Origin of the sequence: Peribacillus kribbensis DSM 17871, from assembly GCF_000430765.1 — a bacterium.
In the GTDB taxonomy this organism is placed as follows: domain Bacteria; phylum Bacillota; class Bacilli; order Bacillales; family DSM-1321; genus Paraperibacillus; species Paraperibacillus kribbensis.
In genome coordinates this window covers 104,131-123,301 of sequence record NZ_KE387244.1, presented here as the reverse complement: position 1 = coordinate 123,301, position 19,171 = coordinate 104,131, and the positions used below count along the sequence as shown (strand labels likewise).

Below are 19,171 nucleotides of genomic sequence, written 5' to 3'. Positions count from 1 at the left end.
GGGCATTGACCGTGGAGAATACAAATTCTAATTTTATTAGAGATATCATCAAAGAAGACCTCGAAACAGGCAGACGCGACCATGTGATCACCCGGTTCCCTCCGGAGCCGAATGGATATCTTCATATTGGGCATGCGAAATCTATTATCCTAAACTTCGGAGTTGCCGATGAATTTAATGGCAAAACCAATTTGCGGTTCGATGATACAAATCCCCTGAAGGAGGATATTGAATACGTAAACGCCATTAAAGAGGATGTAAAATGGCTGGGCTATGAATGGGACGGACTCTTTTTTGCTTCCGATTATTTTAATCAAATGTACGACCGTGCTGTCCTTTTGATTCAAAAAGGACTTGCCTATGTGGACGACCTTTCAGCGGATGAAATCCGGGAATACCGCGGAACTCTGACAGAGCCGGGTAAGGACAGCCCGCACCGCGGCCGCTCCATCGAAGAAAATCTGGATCTATTCGAACGGATGAAAAATGGTGAATTCGGTAATGGAGAGAAGGTGCTCCGCGCTAAAATAGACATGTCATCTCCAAACATCAATCTGCGCGACCCTGTCATTTACCGAATCGCTCATGCCACTCATCATAATACCGGTGATAAATGGTGCATCTATCCTATGTATGCTTTTGCTCATCCCCTGGAAGATGCCATTGAAGGCGTCACTCATTCCATCTGTACGGTTGAATTCGAGGATCAGCGCCCCCTTTATGACTGGATCGTTGAGAAATGTGAAATGGAAAGCACTCCGCGCCAGTATGAATTCGGCCGCCTGAATCTGACCAACACCGTGATGAGTAAAAGAAAGCTTAAACAATTGGTGGATGAAGAGTATGTGGATGGCTGGGATGACCCAAGGATGCCTACCATTTCAGGGCTGAGAAGAAGAGGATACACTCCTGAAGCCATCCGGGCATTCTGCCACGAAATCGGGGTATCCAAAAGTGCAGGAACTGTCGATACAGGAATGCTTGAGCATTTTGTGAGAGAAGACCTGAAGCTGAAAACTCCCCGGACTATGGGCATCATTAACCCATTAAAGGTCGTAATCACCAACTACCCGGATGGTCAGGCAGAAATGCTGGAGGCAGAAATTAACCCTGAGAATCCCGAAATGGGCACCAGGGAAATTCCGTTTTCCCGTGAAATCTATATCGAGCGCGATGATTTCATGGAAAATCCTCCAAAGAAATATTTCCGTCTATTCCCTGGAAATGAAGTGCGTCTAAAGCATGCTTATTTCATCAAATGTGAAGAGGTCGTGAAGGATGAAAATGGCGAAGTGATTGAAATCAGGGCCACTTACGATCCGGAAACTAAGAGCGGAACCGGATTTACTGGAAGAAAAGTAAAAGGAACCATCCACTGGGTGGAAGCCTCGCAGGCCATCCCTGCTGAATTCAGGCTTTATCAGCCGCTGATTTTAGATGCGGACAGCGAGGATGCGAATGAAGAGGATGCAAAAACATTCCTTGACTACGTAAATCCTGATTCCCTGCAGGTCCTGCAAGGCTTCGTAGAACCAAATATGAAGGATGTAAAACCGCAGGATAAATTCCAGTTCTTCCGTCATGGCTATTTCAATGTGGATCCTAAGGATACAACGGAAAGCCATCTAGTTTTCAATCTGATTGTTTCACTTAAAAGCTCATTTAAGCTTTAAGAAAATCCGCTATGTAGATATATAGCAGTGTATTAAATAAGGGTGGACGTATGATTTTGATCATACGTCCTTTTCTTTTGGTTCTTTTTGTTATTTTTTTAAAGAGTTCTGCAGGGGATCTCATTGTTAAATCAGGTTGATTGGAGCGGAAATCAACCACCTTGTTCCAAAGTAACAAGTCCTGCGAAAACAGCTTTTCTTAGTTATCAGGCGTCTAAAAATTCCAATCGCGTTAGGCCCCGAGACTGATGCATAGAAGAAACTTCATTCAACAAACGTATAACATTTCTTAATTAATATATTTTATAAGAATAATATCTGAGGGTGGATAAATATCCAGATCAGCGCCCGCCAAGCTTCTTGATGGTTTGGTTCAATACCTCGGAGAGAATGATTCCGACCGCAATTGCCCCTGAAAGCATGAAGGCTTTGGCGGCCAGCTGCAGGGCTTCATTGTAGTTGTTTTCTACAAATCTTCTCATCGCATAATAGGCGATGCCGCCGGGAACAAGGGGAATCATGCCGCCCACACTGAAAATGATCACCGGCACCTTGTACCGTTTTGCAAAGTACTGGCTGATAATCGCAATGAAAAAGGCGGAAACCAGGGTGGCCAGCACAGCATCGAAGTCATTCTCATATAAAACAACATAGACAAACCAGCCAGCCATCCCTACGATGCCGCTGGAGATGAGTGATCTTCTTGGAATGTTAAAAATAAGACCGATTCCTGCCGTTGCAAAAAAGCTCGTAATCAGCTGCCCTATCATACATCTGCCCCTTTCTGTTAATAGATCGCAAAAACAACCGCAATTCCCGTGCCTATTGCCGAGGCGGTCAAGAAGGCATCCGCTCCCTTGGAAAGACCAGAAACAAGATGCCCCGACATCAGATCCCTTACCGCATTGGTAATCAAAAGCCCAGGAACAAGAGGCATTACCGAACCAATGATAATTTTGTCAGCCTGATGGCCGATCCCGAGCTCCGTCAGGGAAAAGGCCAAAAGGCCGATTACAAATGCTGCTAAAAATTCTGCAAAAAACTTAACCTCTATAAGTTCATGAATAAAATAAAAGCAGATAAAACCCGCTCCCCCTGATATAAAGGCCGGCAGCAGGTCATTCCAATTCCCCTGGAACATAATCACAAAGCATGCGCTTGAAATGGCTGCAGCCAATAACTGCTGATACAGAGGATACGAAAGATCTTTCTTTTCCAGTTCCTTCAGCTGCTTAATGGCCTCCCTTGCTGTAAGGGCACCGCTTGTGATCTGGCGGGAAATACTGTTGGCAGCCGTTACCTTCGCAAGATCTGTATTCCGCTTAAGGATGCGGATTAACTTAGTAGGCTCGACCCCATCCAGGGAAAAAATAATGCCTGTAGGAGTTACATAACTGTGAGCCTGGCCTACATCATAAAAAGCGGCGATACGGTCCATGGTATCCTCAACTCTATACGTTTCTGCCCCATTCTGCAGCATGATTTTACCTGCTAGGAGGCACAGCTCCACAATTTCATACGGTTCATTTTTTTTATTTTCCATTCTGTGTCCTCCATAAAAATTTTCCGCCTGATTTATTATCCAGGAAATAATAGAAGGAAATCCCCGTATCCCTCCTGCTGAAGTCTCGACTTTGGAATAAAACGGAGGGCGGCGGAATTAATACAGTAGCGAAGCCCTTTTGGACCCGGGCCGTCTTCAAACACATGCCCCAGATGGGAATCTCCTTCCCTGCTCCTGACCTCGACGCGGGTCTTATGATGACTGACGTCCATCGATTCTTTCACACTCGCAGACATCACCGGTTTTGTAAAGCTCGGCCAGCCGCATCCGCTATCATACTTATCCTTGGAACTGAACAGGGGCTCCCCTGTTACCACGTCCACATAAATGCCCGGCTCGAAATGATCCCAATACTCATTCTTGAAAGGAGGCTCCGTGCCGTCCTCCTGGGTAACGAAATACTGCATGTCTGTGAGCTTTCCCTTTAATTTTGTCCGATCCTTCGGCCAGTACTTCCGCTGAAATTCCTGGCGCTTAGATCCTTGTTTATACAACGCATAACGGAATGGATTCTTTTTGTGAAAATCCTGATGATATTCTTCTGCTGGGTAAAAAGCAGCCGCCGGAAGGACCTCTGTGACGATGGGTCTCTGGAATCTGCCGCTTTCCTCCAGGTCTTTTTTGGATTGTTCAGCGAGCCTTTTTTGACGCTCATCCTGATAGAAGATGGCTGATTTATAGGCACTTCCTCTATCCGTAAACTGTCCTCCTGGATCAGTAGGGTCTATCTGCTGCCAAAAAATGTCCAGGAGTTCTTCATAAGGCATGATTTCTGGATTGAATTCTATTTTGACAGCTTCTGAATGTCCCGTTTCCCCTGATTTGACCTGCTTATAGGACGGATGCTCCGCACTTCCCCCTGTGTACCCTGATAAAAGGCTGTAAATCCCCTGCTGTTCTTCAAATGGAGCAATCATACACCAAAAGCAGCCTCCTGCGAATATGGCCGTTTCCCTCGGCTCGGTACTCATAGGCTCCACTCCGTTTCATTTGATTTCTTGAATGGTTGAAGATATTTCAAAGCTATATTAAATCCTGTAATTGTACATATTAAGACCATACTGATGTATACCCACCTATGCATCATAGATTACATAGAAAGCGGGATCAAGATGAGATATATCATTTCACTAATAGGACTCATAGTTGTGTTTCTGCTCGCCCTTCTTGCCAGCCGTAACCGAAAAGATATCCGATATAAAAACCTGTTCTACATGCTGATCATTCAGCTTATCTTAGCGTATATTCTCTTAAATACCAAGTTTGGCTTAATCATAATCAGGGGAATTGCCCGTTTATTTGAAAAGCTGCTTGAATATGCGGCTGAGGGAATCAATTTTGTTTTCGGAGGTTTGATGAATGAAGGGGCCTACACCTTCTTCCTCAATGTCCTGCTGCCGATCGTCTTTATCTCTGTTTTAATAGGCATTCTTCAATATACCAAAATCCTGCCGTTTATTATGCGCTGGGTCGGGTTTATCTTAAGCAAAGTCAATGGCATGGGAAAATTGGAATCATATAACGGAGTAGCTTCTGCCATTGTCGGGCAATCAGAAGTTTTTATAACGGTCAAAAAGCAGCTCGGAAGGCTCGCTCCGCAACGGCTGTATACCCTGTGTGCATCCGCGATGTCAACCGTCTCCATGAGTATCGTAGGTGCTTATATGACAATGCTCGAGCCCAGATTTGTGGTCGCTGCCCTGGTTCTTAACTTATTTGGAGGGTTTATGATCTCTTCCATCATCAATCCTTATCGAGTGGATGACACTGAAGATCTTCTCCAGATTGAAGAAGGGGAAAAGCAATCCTTTTTTGAAATGCTTGGCGAATATATTATGGATGGCTTTAAGGTCGCTATTGTGGTTGGAGCCATGCTGATAGGGTTCGTTGCCCTTATTGCCTTAATCAACAATGTTTTTGATCTGATTTTCCACCTGACCTTTCAGCAGGTCCTGGGCTATGTATTTTCGCCGGTAGCCTTCTTGATGAGCATTCCGCTGAGTGAAACGATCGGCGCAGGAGGCATCATGGCAACCAAGCTGGTTACGAATGAATTCGTGGCCATGCAGCAGCTGGCAAAGGAAGCGAATTTTTCACCGAGAACGCTCGGCATCATCTCTGTATTCCTTGTCTCTTTTGCTAATTTTTCTTCTATAGGGATCATAGCAGGTGCTGTCAAAGGATTGAACGAACAGCAGGGCAATACCGTGGCCCGATTTGGACTGAGATTGCTCTACGGCGCTACTTTAGTAAGTATTCTCTCAGGTATCATCGTCAGCTTCGTCCTATAGAATGATAAGCGGACTTGCCTCTACTCCAGGAGGGAGTCCTTTTTCCTATTTACGATTAGTACTAGTTTCCTGTTTTTAGGAATTTCAGTTTTTTAAAAGGTATCGGCTTCTTTTAAAAAGAATTCCCTTCTATATGACTTTTTTAGGGAGGGTTTTCTTTGAAAAGAAAAGGAATGCGGGCAGCGAAACTTGCCCTTTTTTGTGTTTTGGCAGGCTCATGCTTTTTTCTGTCACCTAACAGCCAATCAGTCGGCGGCATTGCTTATGCGGCAGCGGAAACAACAGCCGGGGACAACCATACCATACAGGAATCTTTCAAAAAAGCAGCTCTGGAATTCAGCGTACCCGAAAATATCCTGCTGGCGGTTTCTTATAACCTGACCCGGTGGGATCAGCACAAGGGACTGCCAAGCACTTCTGGGGGATATGGGATTATGCATTTAACCCAATTTACACCTGAAGCCTCCTCCAAGGGAGATAACGAGAATCCTGAACCTATATCTTATGCAAGCTCTCATACGCTTGACGAAGCTGCTTCTATACTGAAGCTCAGCCCAGAGGTACTTAAGACAGACCCCGCTCAAAATATCCGCGGAGCCGCTGCCCTGCTCGCCTCATATGCAAAGGAAACAACAGGCCGGCTTTCTGCAGATGAAGCAGATTGGTATGGTGCTGCTGCAAGGTACAGCGGATCAGATATTGAAGAGATAGCGACGGATTTTGCCGATCAGGTTTATGCTTCTATTCAAAAAGGGGAGGAACGGCAGACTGCAGAGGGACAGGATGTAGTCCTGGCACCAACGGCCAGTATTCCTAATAAAAACACGGTTAAAAAGATCCATCTTAAGAAACAGAAAAAGTCAGACACCGAGGTTCCTAAAAATGTCCCGAGCCAATTCATCCCCGCCTTTTATCAGCAGCTCAGTTCGAACCCGGGCAATTATACCAATTACGATGTAGCCGACCGCCCAAAGTTCGGTCCCGATATCCGGTATATCGTCATCCATGATACAGAGGTGGGCTATGATGATACTCTGAAGCTCTTTTCACGTTCTTATACAGCTTCTGCTCATTATGTCGTCCGTTCATCCGACGGGTTCGTCACACAAATGATTAAAAACAAAGACGTTGCCTGGCATGCAGGAAACTGGTACTTTAATATGCACTCCATCGGCATTGAGCATGAAGGTTTTGCCCTTCAAGGCGGCTCCTGGTTTACAGAGCAGATGTACAGGAACTCAGCCAGTCTCGTAAGATACCTGGCAAGAATTTATCAGATCCCGCTTGATCGAGCACATATTATTGGTCATGAGGAGGTACCAGGGCTCACACCGGCCAATCAAAGTGCCATGCATTCTGATCCTGCCACCTTCTGGGACTGGGAGCATTATATGGAGCTTCTCGGTGCTCCTATCACCGATTCCCATGGATCCAAAAAACTTGTGACGATTAAGCCTCACTTCAAAAACAATGAACAATACGTAGATGTTGAAGATGGAAACCTTAAGAAGCATCCTTCAAATTTTGTTTACCTGCATACAGGGCCAAGTGAAGACTCTCCTATCATTAAGGATAAGGCATTGCCAAAAGCCGGGGATTACGAAGCCCTGAATTGGGGAGATAAGGCGAAGGCCGGCCAAACCTTTGCACTGGCAGAAAGCAAAGGAGACTGGGATGCAATCTGGTATGGCGGCCAGAAAGCCTGGTTCTATAATCAAAATGGCAGGATGGCTGTCCGCGGAAAGGCAGAGTCCATCATAACACCCAAAAAAGGAAAAGGGTCCATTCCGGTCTATGGAAGTGCCTATCCAGAAGCTGCAGCCTATCCTTCTGACATTACACCTAAAGCGATTACTCCGCTTCAATATTCCATCCCGGAAGGACAGTTCTATCCTGCCGAGAAAAAGGTCAAAGCGGATTATTACAACGCTAAGGTGTTCACATTAACTCCATACGGTGTTCATAAAATGGTCTATGGAAATGACGAGTATTATCCTATTCATTTCAATCACCGCCTTGCTTTTGTAAAAGCTTCTGATGTGGATGCAGCTGCACCTTGACACCATGATGTATAATTATTCATCTTATGATTTTTAAAAAATATATTAATATTATGTTTGTTCGTTAAAAAGAAACCCTATCCTTTTGGACAGGGTTTCTTTTCTTAACGTTATTTATTCATTTGAGACAAGAAATCACCGAGCAGATCCTCCAGAGTTTCCTCTTCAGAGGATTCTTCTTCCGGGATTTCTTTCTTTGCCGCTGACCAGTCAAAATCGTCCAGATCGGCATCATCGAAAGATGGAGTGAACGGCTCCTCCTCAGATTCAGGCGCTGCCGTTTCTTCTGCCTGCGGCAGAGAAGGAGGGTTCTGCCTTAAAGGAGGAGTTTCCTCCTGAAGGTATAGTGCTTCGTCTATATCAAGCGAACTGCTGTTAAGGGCAGCCAGCAGAGCACTAGAACGAATCGGGTCAGAGATCAGCTGATACAATATACTCCCCAGCATCGCTTCTGAATGCTCATGCTTCAGCCAATCCCTCTGCGCCTTGCTTAACTGCTTTGGAATGGGGATGCTGATTGCCTCCCGATCCCTTTGCATGGTCTGGCTGACACCATCCATTACATATTCCGCAATCTTGCTTGAAAAGTTCCTTTTCTCTGACTCTTTCAGCCGCTGCAGCTGTTTTATGACATGATCAGGAGCATCGGACGGGATCCGAAAGGACAGGGCCTGCCCCCTCTTTATCCCGCTTGAAGAATTCGTACTCATAATTTCACCCTATCTTCAAGCTTTTACAGGCTTTTTTACCTCTTCTTTTCTATCTTTCTGTTCTTCCTTCTGCGTTCTGCGAAGGTTGTCAGAAATCAGCTTATAATAGGCATTTGCCATCATCCAGATGCTCTCTTTCTCATCTTCAAAGAAGTCGATATTATAGCCATCCAGATTATTATTCAATGTTTTCAGATAGTCCTTAAGAATATTGGACCCGCCGCCTACAAAGTAGCAGATTTCAGTCTGTGAGTTTTTTGCCCACATATTACGGAGAAGGCGGTACTGCTTCTTGGCAAGCTCCACAAGGATCCGGTCTACAATATCATGGACGCTTGTACGGCTTCCTTTTACCATGATGTGATTCCGGTCATTCTTTTTAGTAAGGATTTCTACTACATCACGTCTGCTGTCGAGCTCAACGCCATGCTTTGAACGAATTTCCTCCCGGATCTGCTCAAGTGCCCCAGATACCCCAAGGTTAAATCCCTGAGCCTTATCATCATCCACACTGCGGTTTTTGATAACAGCAATATCCGTTGATAAGCCACCGATATCCTGGATAAGGATACGCTTATTGATCAAGTCCTTATTGATGATATTCAGATTATTATCCATCACAAGGTTTATGAACGCTGCGAACCCTTCAGGGTATACCTTTACTTCTTCAAACTTCAAATTCACCTTGATACCTTGGTATTTAGGAGTCACAAGGAATTCTACCTGGTGCACAGAACCAAGAAGGCGGGAACGGTAGCCTGCATCCTTTCCTTCTTTTACTTCCCTTAATGGAAGTCCTGTTCCAAGAATATAGCTGGCATCCACCACATTATTAGAACGGCTGAAATTCTGGGGATTATCCTCTCTCACTGCATCCAATGCGAGGGAAGCAAATAATAGCACTAATGTCTGATCTTCCTCAGATTTGCTGCTTCCTGGATCAAGTTCAGAAGTATTATCACTTTTGGCCGCCAGCGTACCCACACGGTAAATGGCATTGTTTTCACTTAGGGCTGGAGAGTGGACTCTAATATGTATCCCTTCTAAAGGGTCTTTGCTGTTCAGCTCTTCAATCCCGATAATTGGACGGTCTTCAATATCTCTAGCAATGGCATTTGGAATATTTAGTTCATAATCAAGCTCCCCGAAGATTGCCTTTAAAGAATCATTTCCTACATCTACGGCTGCGATTCTGTTTTTTTTCATTTCATCCGATCCTTCCTGCTATTATTAGGCAGTTTTCTGAAATACACCTTGAAGCTGCCCCTTTTTTTCAACCGGGTCTTTTTCAGTATTTTCACGAAACCTGCCGGTATTAAAGAGATAGAGATAGTACTCTACTCATTTATCCTAAAACATATCTAGTATTTTTACAACGGACTTTGGAAGGAATCTTTTATTTGTTTACATTTTTGTAAACTTGTAAACAAATTTGTATACTTGTCATACAAAAGTGTATACATCCTTATATATCAACATGTGTACGCTTTTGTATACATGTATACGCTTTTCGTAAACAATTGTATACATTTTTGTAAACAAGTATACGGAATGTGTATACAAAAAATATTAGGCGTTTTTTTATCTTTATCTAATCAAAAGGCTAGTATTTTTTTCTATAAAAAAAGGAATCTATGAAGAGATCCCTTTTTTTTAGTGTTACGTATTCATTATTTTTTCGGCTATTTTTTCAATCATTACATCCAATTCATGTGCACAAGATGAGTTAGTTTCTGCAAGGAAGTGATCATAGTATTTCTTGGCTTCAGAAAGGAAAGAGGTAGCCTCTGAGACTTTTTGTTTATAACATAAGGCAATATCCTCAAGTTCATTTTGATACCGTTCATCAGTCCCTGGAGTGATGACAGACGAATACATATCGATGATTTGGTCGTTTGTCCGTGAAGGGAAATATTCATGTGGTGCAGTACTGTCGAAGACAGCAATGCCCAATTCTCTTAGGATGACCATATCAAGACTTTCTGGGTCGAAACCGCAGTGATAGACTTCCACATCGAACCCCTGGAGTTCAGCCTGCTTTGCCAACTTTTTGAGCATGGTTGATTTACCGGATCCAGGACGGCCTTTAATAAAATACCGCTGATTAATATCATCTGTAAGCAGAGGAACAAAATCAACTGAGCCTGAAGGAGTTGCAGCTCCCAGGAAGCGGTGCTTAATCACTGAATTTTTTCCGGAACTTCGATTTCCTAACCATTCAATAATCAGGGTATCGGTCAATTCGTCTGCCTTTGTGAAATCCATATTGTGAATATAATATTTTTCCCATTCATCATGAATGGCAAGTGCCTCAGCAAATGCTTCATAAGCAAGACCTCTTTGTTCTTCCACAGAATCTGTAACGAGAGAGGATGCTGCCTGCTCTTCGAGGTTGATCCTAGTTGTGCGGCAATCCAGAGCAGAAGCCCCGCCGGCTATCGGCTCCCTAACCAGCCCTGCCTTCCGGGAAGGAATCAAAACACCATCCACTTCATGTGCGTCCAAGGGATTATGAAGGAATTCAATATCCAGCCCGTTCCTGACAAGCTCCTCCCCCACTGCCTTTATAAGAGCAGAATCAGAGGATGGCGATGCAGAGTCCAATACAAATAAGTGCTCCATACCAGCCAAAGCCTGATCACTAAGATTCCTAAAACCCCTTGCCGTATGCCCGCAGACAAAATAACGAATCACCTTACCCGTCATACTTTCTCACACCCTCATTCCATAATATCGGTATCCATTCACCTTCCAGATCAGAATATGTAAGAAAAGCTGACTAGGTGAATACCTATTATCCTTATTTTTACCGTGTTAGAGAGGGAGCGATTGCAGCAGATTACAGTTTTTAGTCAAATAAAAAGGAAAGATAATCTTCCCTTTTTATTTGGATGCTTTTAGGATCTTATTTATTGAAATACCAGGAAAGAAAATGTCCAGTTTTTAGGGATTTAAATTCTGCCCCCCAACCGATAAGATCGGATCCTTTTTATCAACCTAGGAGTAACCAGCGCTCGTAAAATAAGAGGAAATTTTACCGTTATATACAGAATAGAGCTCGTTCCCGGGGTATATAAAGGGAGATTTTACCGTTATGCAAAGGAAAAGTACTTGGTTTTCCTACTTTTCGGGTCAATAAAGGGAATCTCTCCCTCTATTTAAGCTAATTTTAGCCCTATTTTTAAAATTAGGGGAAGTTCTCCCTCTATTTGCCAATTTGATTCTTCATTGCTTTTAAAACACTTTTCAGTGTCTGCAAGGTACTTATATTAGTACATGCACCATGCTCCTCATTCTGGCTACCACTAAGCGGGATTAGCGGGACAGGTGAGACCCCCGGGGGACCCCCGGCCGCCCCGTGGAAAGCCCAAACTTCTTGAATCGAGCTGAGGCAGCCACATTTCTTGTTTACAATCTATGAATCATCTCTTGTTATAGCTTCCTAATAAATGCTACCTTCAAATAATCTCCCTCAGGAAATTCTTTTATGGTTCGAAAATCTTCAGGCAAGGAATGCTGTTCCAGTATTTTGTAGCCGCCGCCAGTCTCTTTGAATGCGTCTTCTATAAAGCCTTTGAATTTTTCCATGCCAAAAGAGCTGGCATTTGTTGAAGCAACGATAATACCGCCTTTTTCAGTGATGGCGATGGCTTCTTTCAGAAGGTTTTTATAATCTTTTTCGGCACTGAAAACAAACTTCTTGGATCTTGCAAAGCTCGGCGGATCAAGGATTACCATATCAAATTTCAGATTCTTTCTTCCGGCGTACTTAAAATAGTTAAATACGTCTTCCACAATGATGTCCTGGGCTTCATAGTCAATATGGTTAATGCTGAATTGCTCTATCGTTTTGGAGAGGCTTCTGTTAGCAAGATCGACCGATGTGGTTTTTTCAGCTCCTCCTAGAGCGGCAAAGACGGAGAATGCTCCTGTATAAGAAAAGGTATTCAGAACCTTGAGTCCCTTCGCATAGGTATCACGGATGGCTTTTCTGACCTCCCTCTGATCGAGAAACACCCCCACCATGGCACTTTCATTTAAATACACGGCAAAGCTGACCCCGTTTTCTTTAACAATAAGAGGGAATTCCCCCCGTTCTCCAGTTACAAAATCATCATCATCCAAATATTTCCCCTGGGTATCAAATCTTTTTTTCTGGTAGATCCCCTTGTAATCAACCGTTGTTTTTAAGGCAGCCAGGATGTAATCCCGAAACTGATAGATGCCTTTGCTATACCACTGGATTAAGTAATATCCGTTAAAATACTCAATAACCAGTCCGCCAATTCCATCTCCCTCTCCATTAAAAATACGGAAGGCATTTGTCTCCGTGCTTTGATAAAAGGAATCTCTTTTTTTCACAGCTTCCCACATTTTTTTATTGAAGAACTCCTGGTCAATCCGTTCCTTTTCATTTCTCGTAAGAATCCATCCCAGGCCCTTATTCTGCCTGCCATAATACCCTTTTCCAATAAACTGATTTTTTTCATCCGAAAGAGATAGAAGTGTCCCTTCCTCCTTCAGCGCCTGGACATTTAACAGTGCTTCCTTTTGAATCAGCGGATATCCGCTTTTATATTTCGACACAAACTTTGATTTTATCTTTAATTGAATCGTTTCCATGGTTTCATCCTATCTATTTTTCTTATCCTTCTATTCTACACATAATAAGGACAAATGAACCACTATTCCATTACACTAGAAAATTCTGATAAAATGTGAACTAGTATTTGAATTTACCATAAAGGAGCAACAATTGATGCTGCACTGCAGGGATGAAGTCCTTACTTTTACGAAACAGCTTGTAAATATTGAAAGTATTGTAAATACAGACGGTGAGAAGGTCATGGCTCACTCTCTTTATACCTTGATATCAACCTTTCCGTATTTTTCTGACAACCCTTCTCAGCTGATTTTATCGCCTACGGATGAAGAAGACCGTGAAAGATATAATGTGCTTGCCTATGTGAAAGGCAAAAAGGGAAACAGCCGGCGCACTGTGATATTAATGGGCCATATGGATACCGTGGGCACGGATGATTTTAATGCCTTACAGGATGTGGCCTGCTCTCCTGATGAGCTGATGGAGGCACTGAAAAATGAAGAGCTTCCAGAAGGCACAGCGAAAGTACTGGAGTCAGGCGGCTGGATGTTTGGCCGTGGAGTCCTTGATATGAAAAGCGGGGTAGCGAGCCATCTTTACCTCTTAAAATATTATTCCGAGCATCCAGAGGAATTGGAAGGCAATCTTGTTTTTTTATCCGAATGTGACGAGGAAGACGGCTCAAATGGGATGCTTTCTGCAATTAAGATTCTTAACGCCTGGAAAGAAGAGCATTCCTTCGACTATGTGGCGGCAATCAATGCTGATTTTGTTTCCCCAAGATTTGAAGGAGATGAAAACCGCTATATATATAAGGGTACTGTAGGCAAGCTTCTTCCCTCCTTTTTTATAACAGGTTCTGAGACTCACGTCGGCTCATGCTTTGAAGGTCTTGACCCCAATTTTATTGCCGCTGAGCTGACCCGGCAGATCAACTATAACCCGGAGCTCTGCAATGAGGCATACGGCGAGACCACTGTGCCCCCAGTATCTCTGAAGCAGACCGATCTCAAGCCTACCTATACGGTCCAGACGGCGCTTTCAGCCTATGTTTACTACAACTTCTTTATTCACTCCTGGTCACCGAAGGATGTACTGGATAAATTGAAGGTGCAGGCTCACACCGCGTTTCAAAATGCCTTGTCATCCTATGATGAAAGGCACCGGCAGTATTGCGCAATAAGCAAGGAGCCTTATGCAGGCCATAACTGGAAGCCCAGAGTCCTTACCTACGAAGAAATGGAGCAGGGCCTCATTTCTAACTGGGGTGAATCCTTCACTTCACATATGAGTGATTTTAAACATACTCTCAAGCTGGATTCCTCTCTGGATACGCGGATGTTTGCCGCACGGGTGGTGGAGGAAGCCTGGAAATGGATGGAGGATAAGAGTCCGGCCATCATCCTTTTTTATTCGTCCCTTTATTCACCAAGAATTGAACTTTCCGGGGGAAAACCGGAGGAAAAAGCGCTGATAGAAGGGCTGGAAAAAGCCGTGAATGATCTTCAGCCGCATTATCCTCATCCGATTGTGACCCGCAGCTTTTTTCCTTATATCTCAGACATGAGCTTTACAGCACTGAGCGATGATGAAGAAGGAGTCCATGCAGTATCCAAAAATAATCCTGGATGGGGCACCAAGCATTTTGTAAATTATGAGGATATCCGAAAATTAAATGTGCCTGTCATCAATATCGGTCCGTATGGCGAGGATGCCCATAAAAGGCTGGAACGGATGGAAATGCAGTATTCCCTTGAAATGGTCCCGAATATAACCAATCGAGTGATCCAGCATGTGCTGACCACAGAATATTAATTAAAAAAAGTCATACCCCTCCTGGCAGCAGGAAGCGGTATGACTTTTTTTTACCTGTTCAGTGCTTCTGAAAATTCATGAAACCATAAAGCACATTGATACGTCTTCTCCCATTCCCCGTCACTGTCCTCTATGCCCCAGCAGGCATACAAGGTCGACATGGCTATGGCTGCCTTTAGAAATCTATTGCGGTCGAGGTCCAATTCTCCGCAGAGGAGATCCACTCTCCTTTTTAATAATTCTTTAGGATTCTCCTTATTGTGGAGATGATTTATGAGAAAAGAGGTTACATCAAAGTAAGGATCGCCTGACAATCCTTTTGGATCAATCGCCGTCCACCCTCTGTCTTCAGAAAACAGGATATTTTCGTGATGAAGATCGCCATGAAGCAATCCCGGGCCGGCGGAGGTCTCATTCACCTCCCGAAAGCAGGCGGCGGCCAGCTCAATCGATTCAAGCGGAATCAGCCCCTTCTGGCCTGCCGAACTATTTTTAAAGTGCTCCAGTCCCTTTTCCCAGTCCGAAATAACTGGGAAAATTCCGCCTGATGGTACAGGACGGCGCAGCTCCTTCCATACCTTGGCATAGATTTTGACAGCTGTGTCCTCGTCTTTTTCTTCACACAGCATATGCCCTGGTTTAAGCTGCTCCAAAAGCATGGCTCCTCGTCCGGAATCCATTTTTAATAGCTTCGCGCATCCCTTTCCGTTATATTCTCTAAGAGTCCTGGCTTCATTATCAAAATCAAAACCCGGAAGCCCCATTTTTACAATCACTTCTGTCCCTTTCTTATCCCTGGTTTTGACTACATAATTGTAAGAGAGGTTGTGCACCGTCCCTGCCAGAGTCAGCTCCCAATCCCCCAGCTGTGTTTCCACCCGCCCTGGCAGTTTTTCCAGCCACGATTCCCCTTCACAGCCAAAGCAGGCCGTAATTTTCCTCTTAAATTCATCAGGTATAAGCATGATTTCATCCCCCAGAAAATCCCCATTTTTCTTTATCATACATTAAGCTGGAGTGGTCCTGGGCAGAAAAATCGGTGATGGACGAATCTTCTTGATTGGGCAGCTTTTTTGTCTGCCATATCGGTGATGAAGGACAGTTCTCCTTGGTCTGGATCCTATTTTGGCTTTCATACTGCTGATGAAGGACACTTCTTCTCGGACTGGCCCCTGTTTTGGCTTTCATACCGCTGGTGAAGGACACTTCTCCTCGGACTGGCCCCTGTTTTGTCTTTCATACCCCTGATGAAGGACACTTCTCCTCGGACTGGCTCCTGTTTTTGTCTTTCATACCCTTGATGAAGGACAATTCTTTTTGGCCAGGCTGCTATTCTGTCTTTCATACCTGCTATGACCCCGTTGAAGCCCCACTGCCTCAAAAAACTGTAAAGCGACCATTAGATACCTTCTCACACAAAAAGCCGTCCGTTCCAGCTGAACGGACGGTTTCCTGTCATTCGATTAAAGATTTTTCGCGTTGAACGTGTCTCCACCCTCGATCGTACCGTTTTCAAATCCTTTATAAAACCAGCGCTTCCTCTGTTCTGAAGTTCCGTGGGTAAAGGTTTCCGGAACTGCGTACCCCTGTGCTTTCTTTTGCAGAGTATCGTCCCCTACTGCTGTTGCTGCGTTCAGGGCTTCCTCAAGGTCTCCTTTTTCCAGAAGGTTCTCCCCCTGCACATGATTGGCCCAGACGCCTGCTAGATAGTCGGCCTGCAGCTCAAGCCTTACTTGATATTTATTATATTCTTCCTCGCTTAGCTTCTGCCTGAGCGGAGCCACCTTGTCCATTGTTCCCAGCAGTGTCTGCACATGGTGACCGACTTCATGTGCAATGACATAGGCCATGGCAAAATCCCCGGGTGCCTGGAATTTTTGCTGAAGTTCATCATAGAAACTTAGATCGATATAGAGCTTGTGATCTCCCGGACAGTAAAATGGGCCGACAGCGGAACCCGCTGTTCCGCAGGCTGACTGGACGCTGTTTGTATATAATACAAGCTTGGGATTTTCATAGGTCATCCCTTTTTCTTTAAATACATCAGACCAAACATCCTCGGTATCGGCAAGAACGACCGAGACAAACTGCTTCATTTCCTTTTCCTTTGCCGTTTCTTCATACGGGGCGGAGGACTGCTGGTCCGAGGTTCCGGAATTCAGGCTGTTCAGCAGATCGCCTGGATCGCCTCCAAGCAAGGTAACAATAAGGACAATGATAATTCCTCCAATGCCGCCTCCAACCAGTGTTTTGCCCCCCATCCCTCTTCTATCCTCCACATTGGAACTTGCTCTTCTTCCCTTCCATTGCATACTTGTTCCTCCCTGTATAATAGTTACTTAATTACTTCTTCGCTGATAGTGTTATACCCGGGATTAGCAAGTTTAAAAGATATGTTTATAACTTGGGATACATTTCTATCCTTCTTTAAAGCAAGGATTTTCAAAAAATAAAACAGCATGGAACAAGCTCCATGCTGTTTATGCGGCAATAGCCTGCGGTCAGATCATTACCTTACAGATATCATTTGTAAATTCAACCGGGTCGCTGATTGGCAGGCCTTCAATTAACAGCGCCTGATTGAATAAGAGATTTGTGTACAAGCTGACTTTTTCTTTGTCGGTTTCAAACGCATTCTTCAGTGATTGAAACACTTCATGGTTCGTGTTGATTTCCAGGATTTTTTCCGCCTGGACTCCCTGGCTGTTCGGCATGGCCTTTAAGATCTTTTCCATCTCAATCGTCACCTGTCCGTCCGTTGAAAGACATACAGGGTGTGATTTTAGGCGTTTGGACACTCTGACATCCTTTACCCGTCCGGATAAGGCATTTTTCATGTAATCAAACAGCTCTTTGTTTTCTTTTTCTTCTTCGGCTGTGTTCTGCGCCTCTTCCTCAAAGCCCAGGTCACCGCTTGATACGGATTTAAATTCCTTGTCCTTATAGGTCATCAGCATATTGATGGCAAACTCATCAATGTCTTCGGTGAAGTATAAGATTTCATATCCTTTTTCGGAAACCATCTCGGTCTGCGGCAGCTTGCCGATTCGTTCATACGATTCACCAGAAGCGTAGTAAATATATTTCTGATCTTCAGGCATTCTGGCTGTATATTCGTCGAGTGAAACCAACTTTTCTTCTTTTGAAGAATAAAACAGCAATAAGTCCTGAAGCGATTCTTTATTTGCTCCATAGTCACTGTATACGCCGTATTTCAGCTGTCTGCCGAAGGCTTTATAGAACTTCTCATAGCTCTCTCTATCATTTTTCAATAAGCTTTGAAGCTCGCTCTTAATCTTTTTGCTGATGTTTTTGGCGATCAGCTTTAACTGGCGGTCATGCTGCAGCATTTCCCGCGAAATATTCAAGGATAAATCATCGGAATCGACCATCCCTTTAACAAAGCTGAAATAGTCAGGAAGTAGATCCGCACATTTATTCATGATTAAAACACCATTGGAATACAGCTCGAGTCCTTTCTCATATTCCGCACTGTAATAATCAAAAGGAATATTTTCAGGAATAAACAAGATCGCGTTGTAGCGGATCGCACCGTCAACTGAGATATGGATATGCTTTAGAGGCTGATCAAAGCCATAGTGCTTCTCTGAATAGAATTGATTGTAATCCTCATCGGTCAACTCGCTCTTATTCTTTCTCCAGATCGGGACCATGCTGTTAATGACTTTTTCCTCCACATGTTCCTCATATTCGTTTTCGGCGCCTTCCTTCAGCTTTCTTTCTGTGACAGCCATTTTGATAGGATAGCGGATGAAATCCGAATATTTCTTAATAATGGATTGGAGACGGTACTCCTCCAAATATTCATCATATTGATCTTCTTCTGTGTTCTCCTTGATGTGCAGGAAGATTTCTGTACCGGCTGCGTCCTTTTCAGCAGGAACAATCGTATACCCCTCAGCACCTGTGGATTCCCACTTATAAGCTGTATCGCTTCCAAGGGCTTTTGAAATCACCATTACCGAATCAGCGACCATAAAGGCAGAATAGAAACCAACACCGAACTGGCCGATGATTTCATGGCCATCGCTTGTTTCGTTTTCCTTTTTAAAGGCAAGAGATCCGCTTTTCGCGATGGTTCCCAGGTTACTCTCGAGCTCTTCCTTTGTCATGCCGATCCCAGTATCCGTAATTTTAAGGATCCTGTTTTCTTTGTCTGCTTCCACCTTTATGTAGTAGCTGTCTTTATCAAAATTCAGGGATTCATCGGTTAGAGCTTTATAATACAGCTTATCGATGGCGTCACTGCTGTTTGAGATCAGCTCACGCAAAAAAATCTCTCGCTGGGAGTAAATAGAATTAATCATCATTTCCAATAAACGTTTGGATTCAGCTTTAAATTGAGTCTTTTCCATGTCTATTTCTCCTCTCATATGTATTGAGTCTACGTTTTAGCACTCGCTCCAAAAGAGTGCTAATCAATAATTAAATATC

The 19,171-nt window shown here is 44.0% G+C and carries 15 protein-coding genes; 4 read left to right on the top strand and 11 right to left on the bottom strand.

Annotated elements, in window-relative coordinates; genetic code table 11:
* Positions 1 to 11: 11 nt before the first annotated feature.
* Complete coding sequence (locus H539_RS0125750; protein WP_026695912.1) at positions 12 to 1,673, top strand: glutamine--tRNA ligase/YqeY domain fusion protein; 1,662 nt, start codon at positions 12 to 14, stop codon at positions 1,671 to 1,673.
* A 341-nt stretch (positions 1,674 to 2,014) separates the two neighbouring features.
* On the opposite strand, the gene H539_RS0125740 is transcribed toward H539_RS0125750, so the two are convergent.
* From H539_RS0125740 to msrB, 3 genes are read right to left on the bottom strand one after another with little or no spacing between them, the layout of a single operon-like run.
* Positions 2,015 to 2,443 carry a threonine/serine exporter family protein gene (locus H539_RS0125740; protein WP_026695911.1) on the bottom strand — a complete coding sequence of 143 codons (429 nt, stop codon included), beginning with the start codon at positions 2,441 to 2,443 and terminating at the stop codon, positions 2,015 to 2,017.
* Positions 2,444 to 2,460: 17 nt separating this feature from the next.
* The gene (locus H539_RS0125735; RefSeq protein WP_026695910.1) at positions 2,461 to 3,216 is read right to left on the bottom strand and encodes a threonine/serine exporter family protein; all 756 of its coding nucleotides are present in this window, start codon (positions 3,214 to 3,216) and stop codon (positions 2,461 to 2,463) included.
* A 35-nt stretch (positions 3,217 to 3,251) separates the two neighbouring features.
* Complete coding sequence (gene msrB / locus H539_RS0125730) at positions 3,252 to 4,208, bottom strand: peptide-methionine (R)-S-oxide reductase MsrB (RefSeq protein ID WP_026695909.1); 957 nt, start codon at positions 4,206 to 4,208, stop codon at positions 3,252 to 3,254.
* Between the two features lie 141 nt (positions 4,209 to 4,349).
* Between msrB and H539_RS0125725 the strand changes: the two genes are divergently transcribed.
* On the top strand, positions 4,350 to 5,528 hold the full coding sequence (locus H539_RS0125725) for a NupC/NupG family nucleoside CNT transporter (protein WP_026695908.1): 1,179 nt from the start codon (positions 4,350 to 4,352) through the stop codon (positions 5,526 to 5,528).
* A gap of 158 nt (positions 5,529 to 5,686) precedes the next feature.
* Complete coding sequence (locus H539_RS29805; RefSeq protein ID WP_245602264.1) at positions 5,687 to 7,588, top strand: N-acetylmuramoyl-L-alanine amidase; 1,902 nt, start codon at positions 5,687 to 5,689, stop codon at positions 7,586 to 7,588.
* Between the two features lie 110 nt (positions 7,589 to 7,698).
* On the opposite strand, the gene H539_RS0125715 is transcribed toward H539_RS29805, so the two are convergent.
* The 4 genes from H539_RS0125715 to H539_RS0125700 form a co-directional block, all read right to left on the bottom strand.
* The gene (locus H539_RS0125715) at positions 7,699 to 8,298 is read right to left on the bottom strand and encodes a hypothetical protein (RefSeq protein WP_026695907.1); all 600 of its coding nucleotides are present in this window, start codon (positions 8,296 to 8,298) and stop codon (positions 7,699 to 7,701) included.
* Positions 8,299 to 8,313: 15 nt separating this feature from the next.
* Positions 8,314 to 9,504 (bottom strand): ParM/StbA family protein, encoded by a 1,191-nt coding sequence (locus H539_RS0125710; RefSeq protein ID WP_026695906.1) that lies wholly within the window; start codon positions 9,502 to 9,504, stop codon positions 8,314 to 8,316.
* Between the two features lie 453 nt (positions 9,505 to 9,957).
* Positions 9,958 to 11,004: a hypothetical protein gene (locus H539_RS29800; protein WP_051348814.1), complete on the bottom strand. Its 1,047-nt coding sequence runs from the start codon at positions 11,002 to 11,004 to the stop codon at positions 9,958 to 9,960.
* 726 nt (positions 11,005 to 11,730) lie between these two features.
* A complete protein-coding gene (locus H539_RS0125700) occupies positions 11,731 to 12,921 on the bottom strand; it encodes a class I SAM-dependent rRNA methyltransferase (RefSeq protein ID WP_026695905.1) in 1,191 nt (396 codons plus the stop codon).
* Positions 12,922 to 13,057: 136 nt separating this feature from the next.
* On the opposite strand from H539_RS0125700, the gene H539_RS0125695 reads away from it, so the two are divergent.
* Positions 13,058 to 14,716 carry a M20/M25/M40 family metallo-hydrolase gene (locus H539_RS0125695; protein ID WP_026695904.1) on the top strand — a complete coding sequence of 553 codons (1,659 nt, stop codon included), beginning with the start codon at positions 13,058 to 13,060 and terminating at the stop codon, positions 14,714 to 14,716.
* 50 nt (positions 14,717 to 14,766) lie between these two features.
* Here H539_RS0125695 and H539_RS29795 read toward each other — a convergent pair whose 3' ends face one another.
* The 4 genes from H539_RS29795 to htpG form a co-directional block, all read right to left on the bottom strand.
* Complete coding sequence (locus H539_RS29795) at positions 14,767 to 15,681, bottom strand: aminoglycoside phosphotransferase family protein (protein ID WP_051348813.1); 915 nt, start codon at positions 15,679 to 15,681, stop codon at positions 14,767 to 14,769.
* A gap of 4 nt (positions 15,682 to 15,685) precedes the next feature.
* Positions 15,686 to 15,922 (bottom strand): hypothetical protein, encoded by a 237-nt coding sequence (locus tag H539_RS0125685; protein ID WP_155890278.1) that lies wholly within the window; start codon positions 15,920 to 15,922, stop codon positions 15,686 to 15,688.
* Between the two features lie 257 nt (positions 15,923 to 16,179).
* Positions 16,180 to 17,028 (bottom strand): KPN_02809 family neutral zinc metallopeptidase, encoded by an 849-nt coding sequence (ypfJ, locus tag H539_RS0125680; protein ID WP_026695902.1) that lies wholly within the window; start codon positions 17,026 to 17,028, stop codon positions 16,180 to 16,182.
* Between the two features lie 189 nt (positions 17,029 to 17,217).
* Positions 17,218 to 19,092, bottom strand: a complete 1,875-nt coding sequence (gene htpG, locus H539_RS0125670; protein ID WP_026695901.1) for a molecular chaperone HtpG — start codon at positions 19,090 to 19,092, stop codon at positions 17,218 to 17,220.
* Between the last annotated feature and the right edge of the window lie 79 nt (positions 19,093 to 19,171).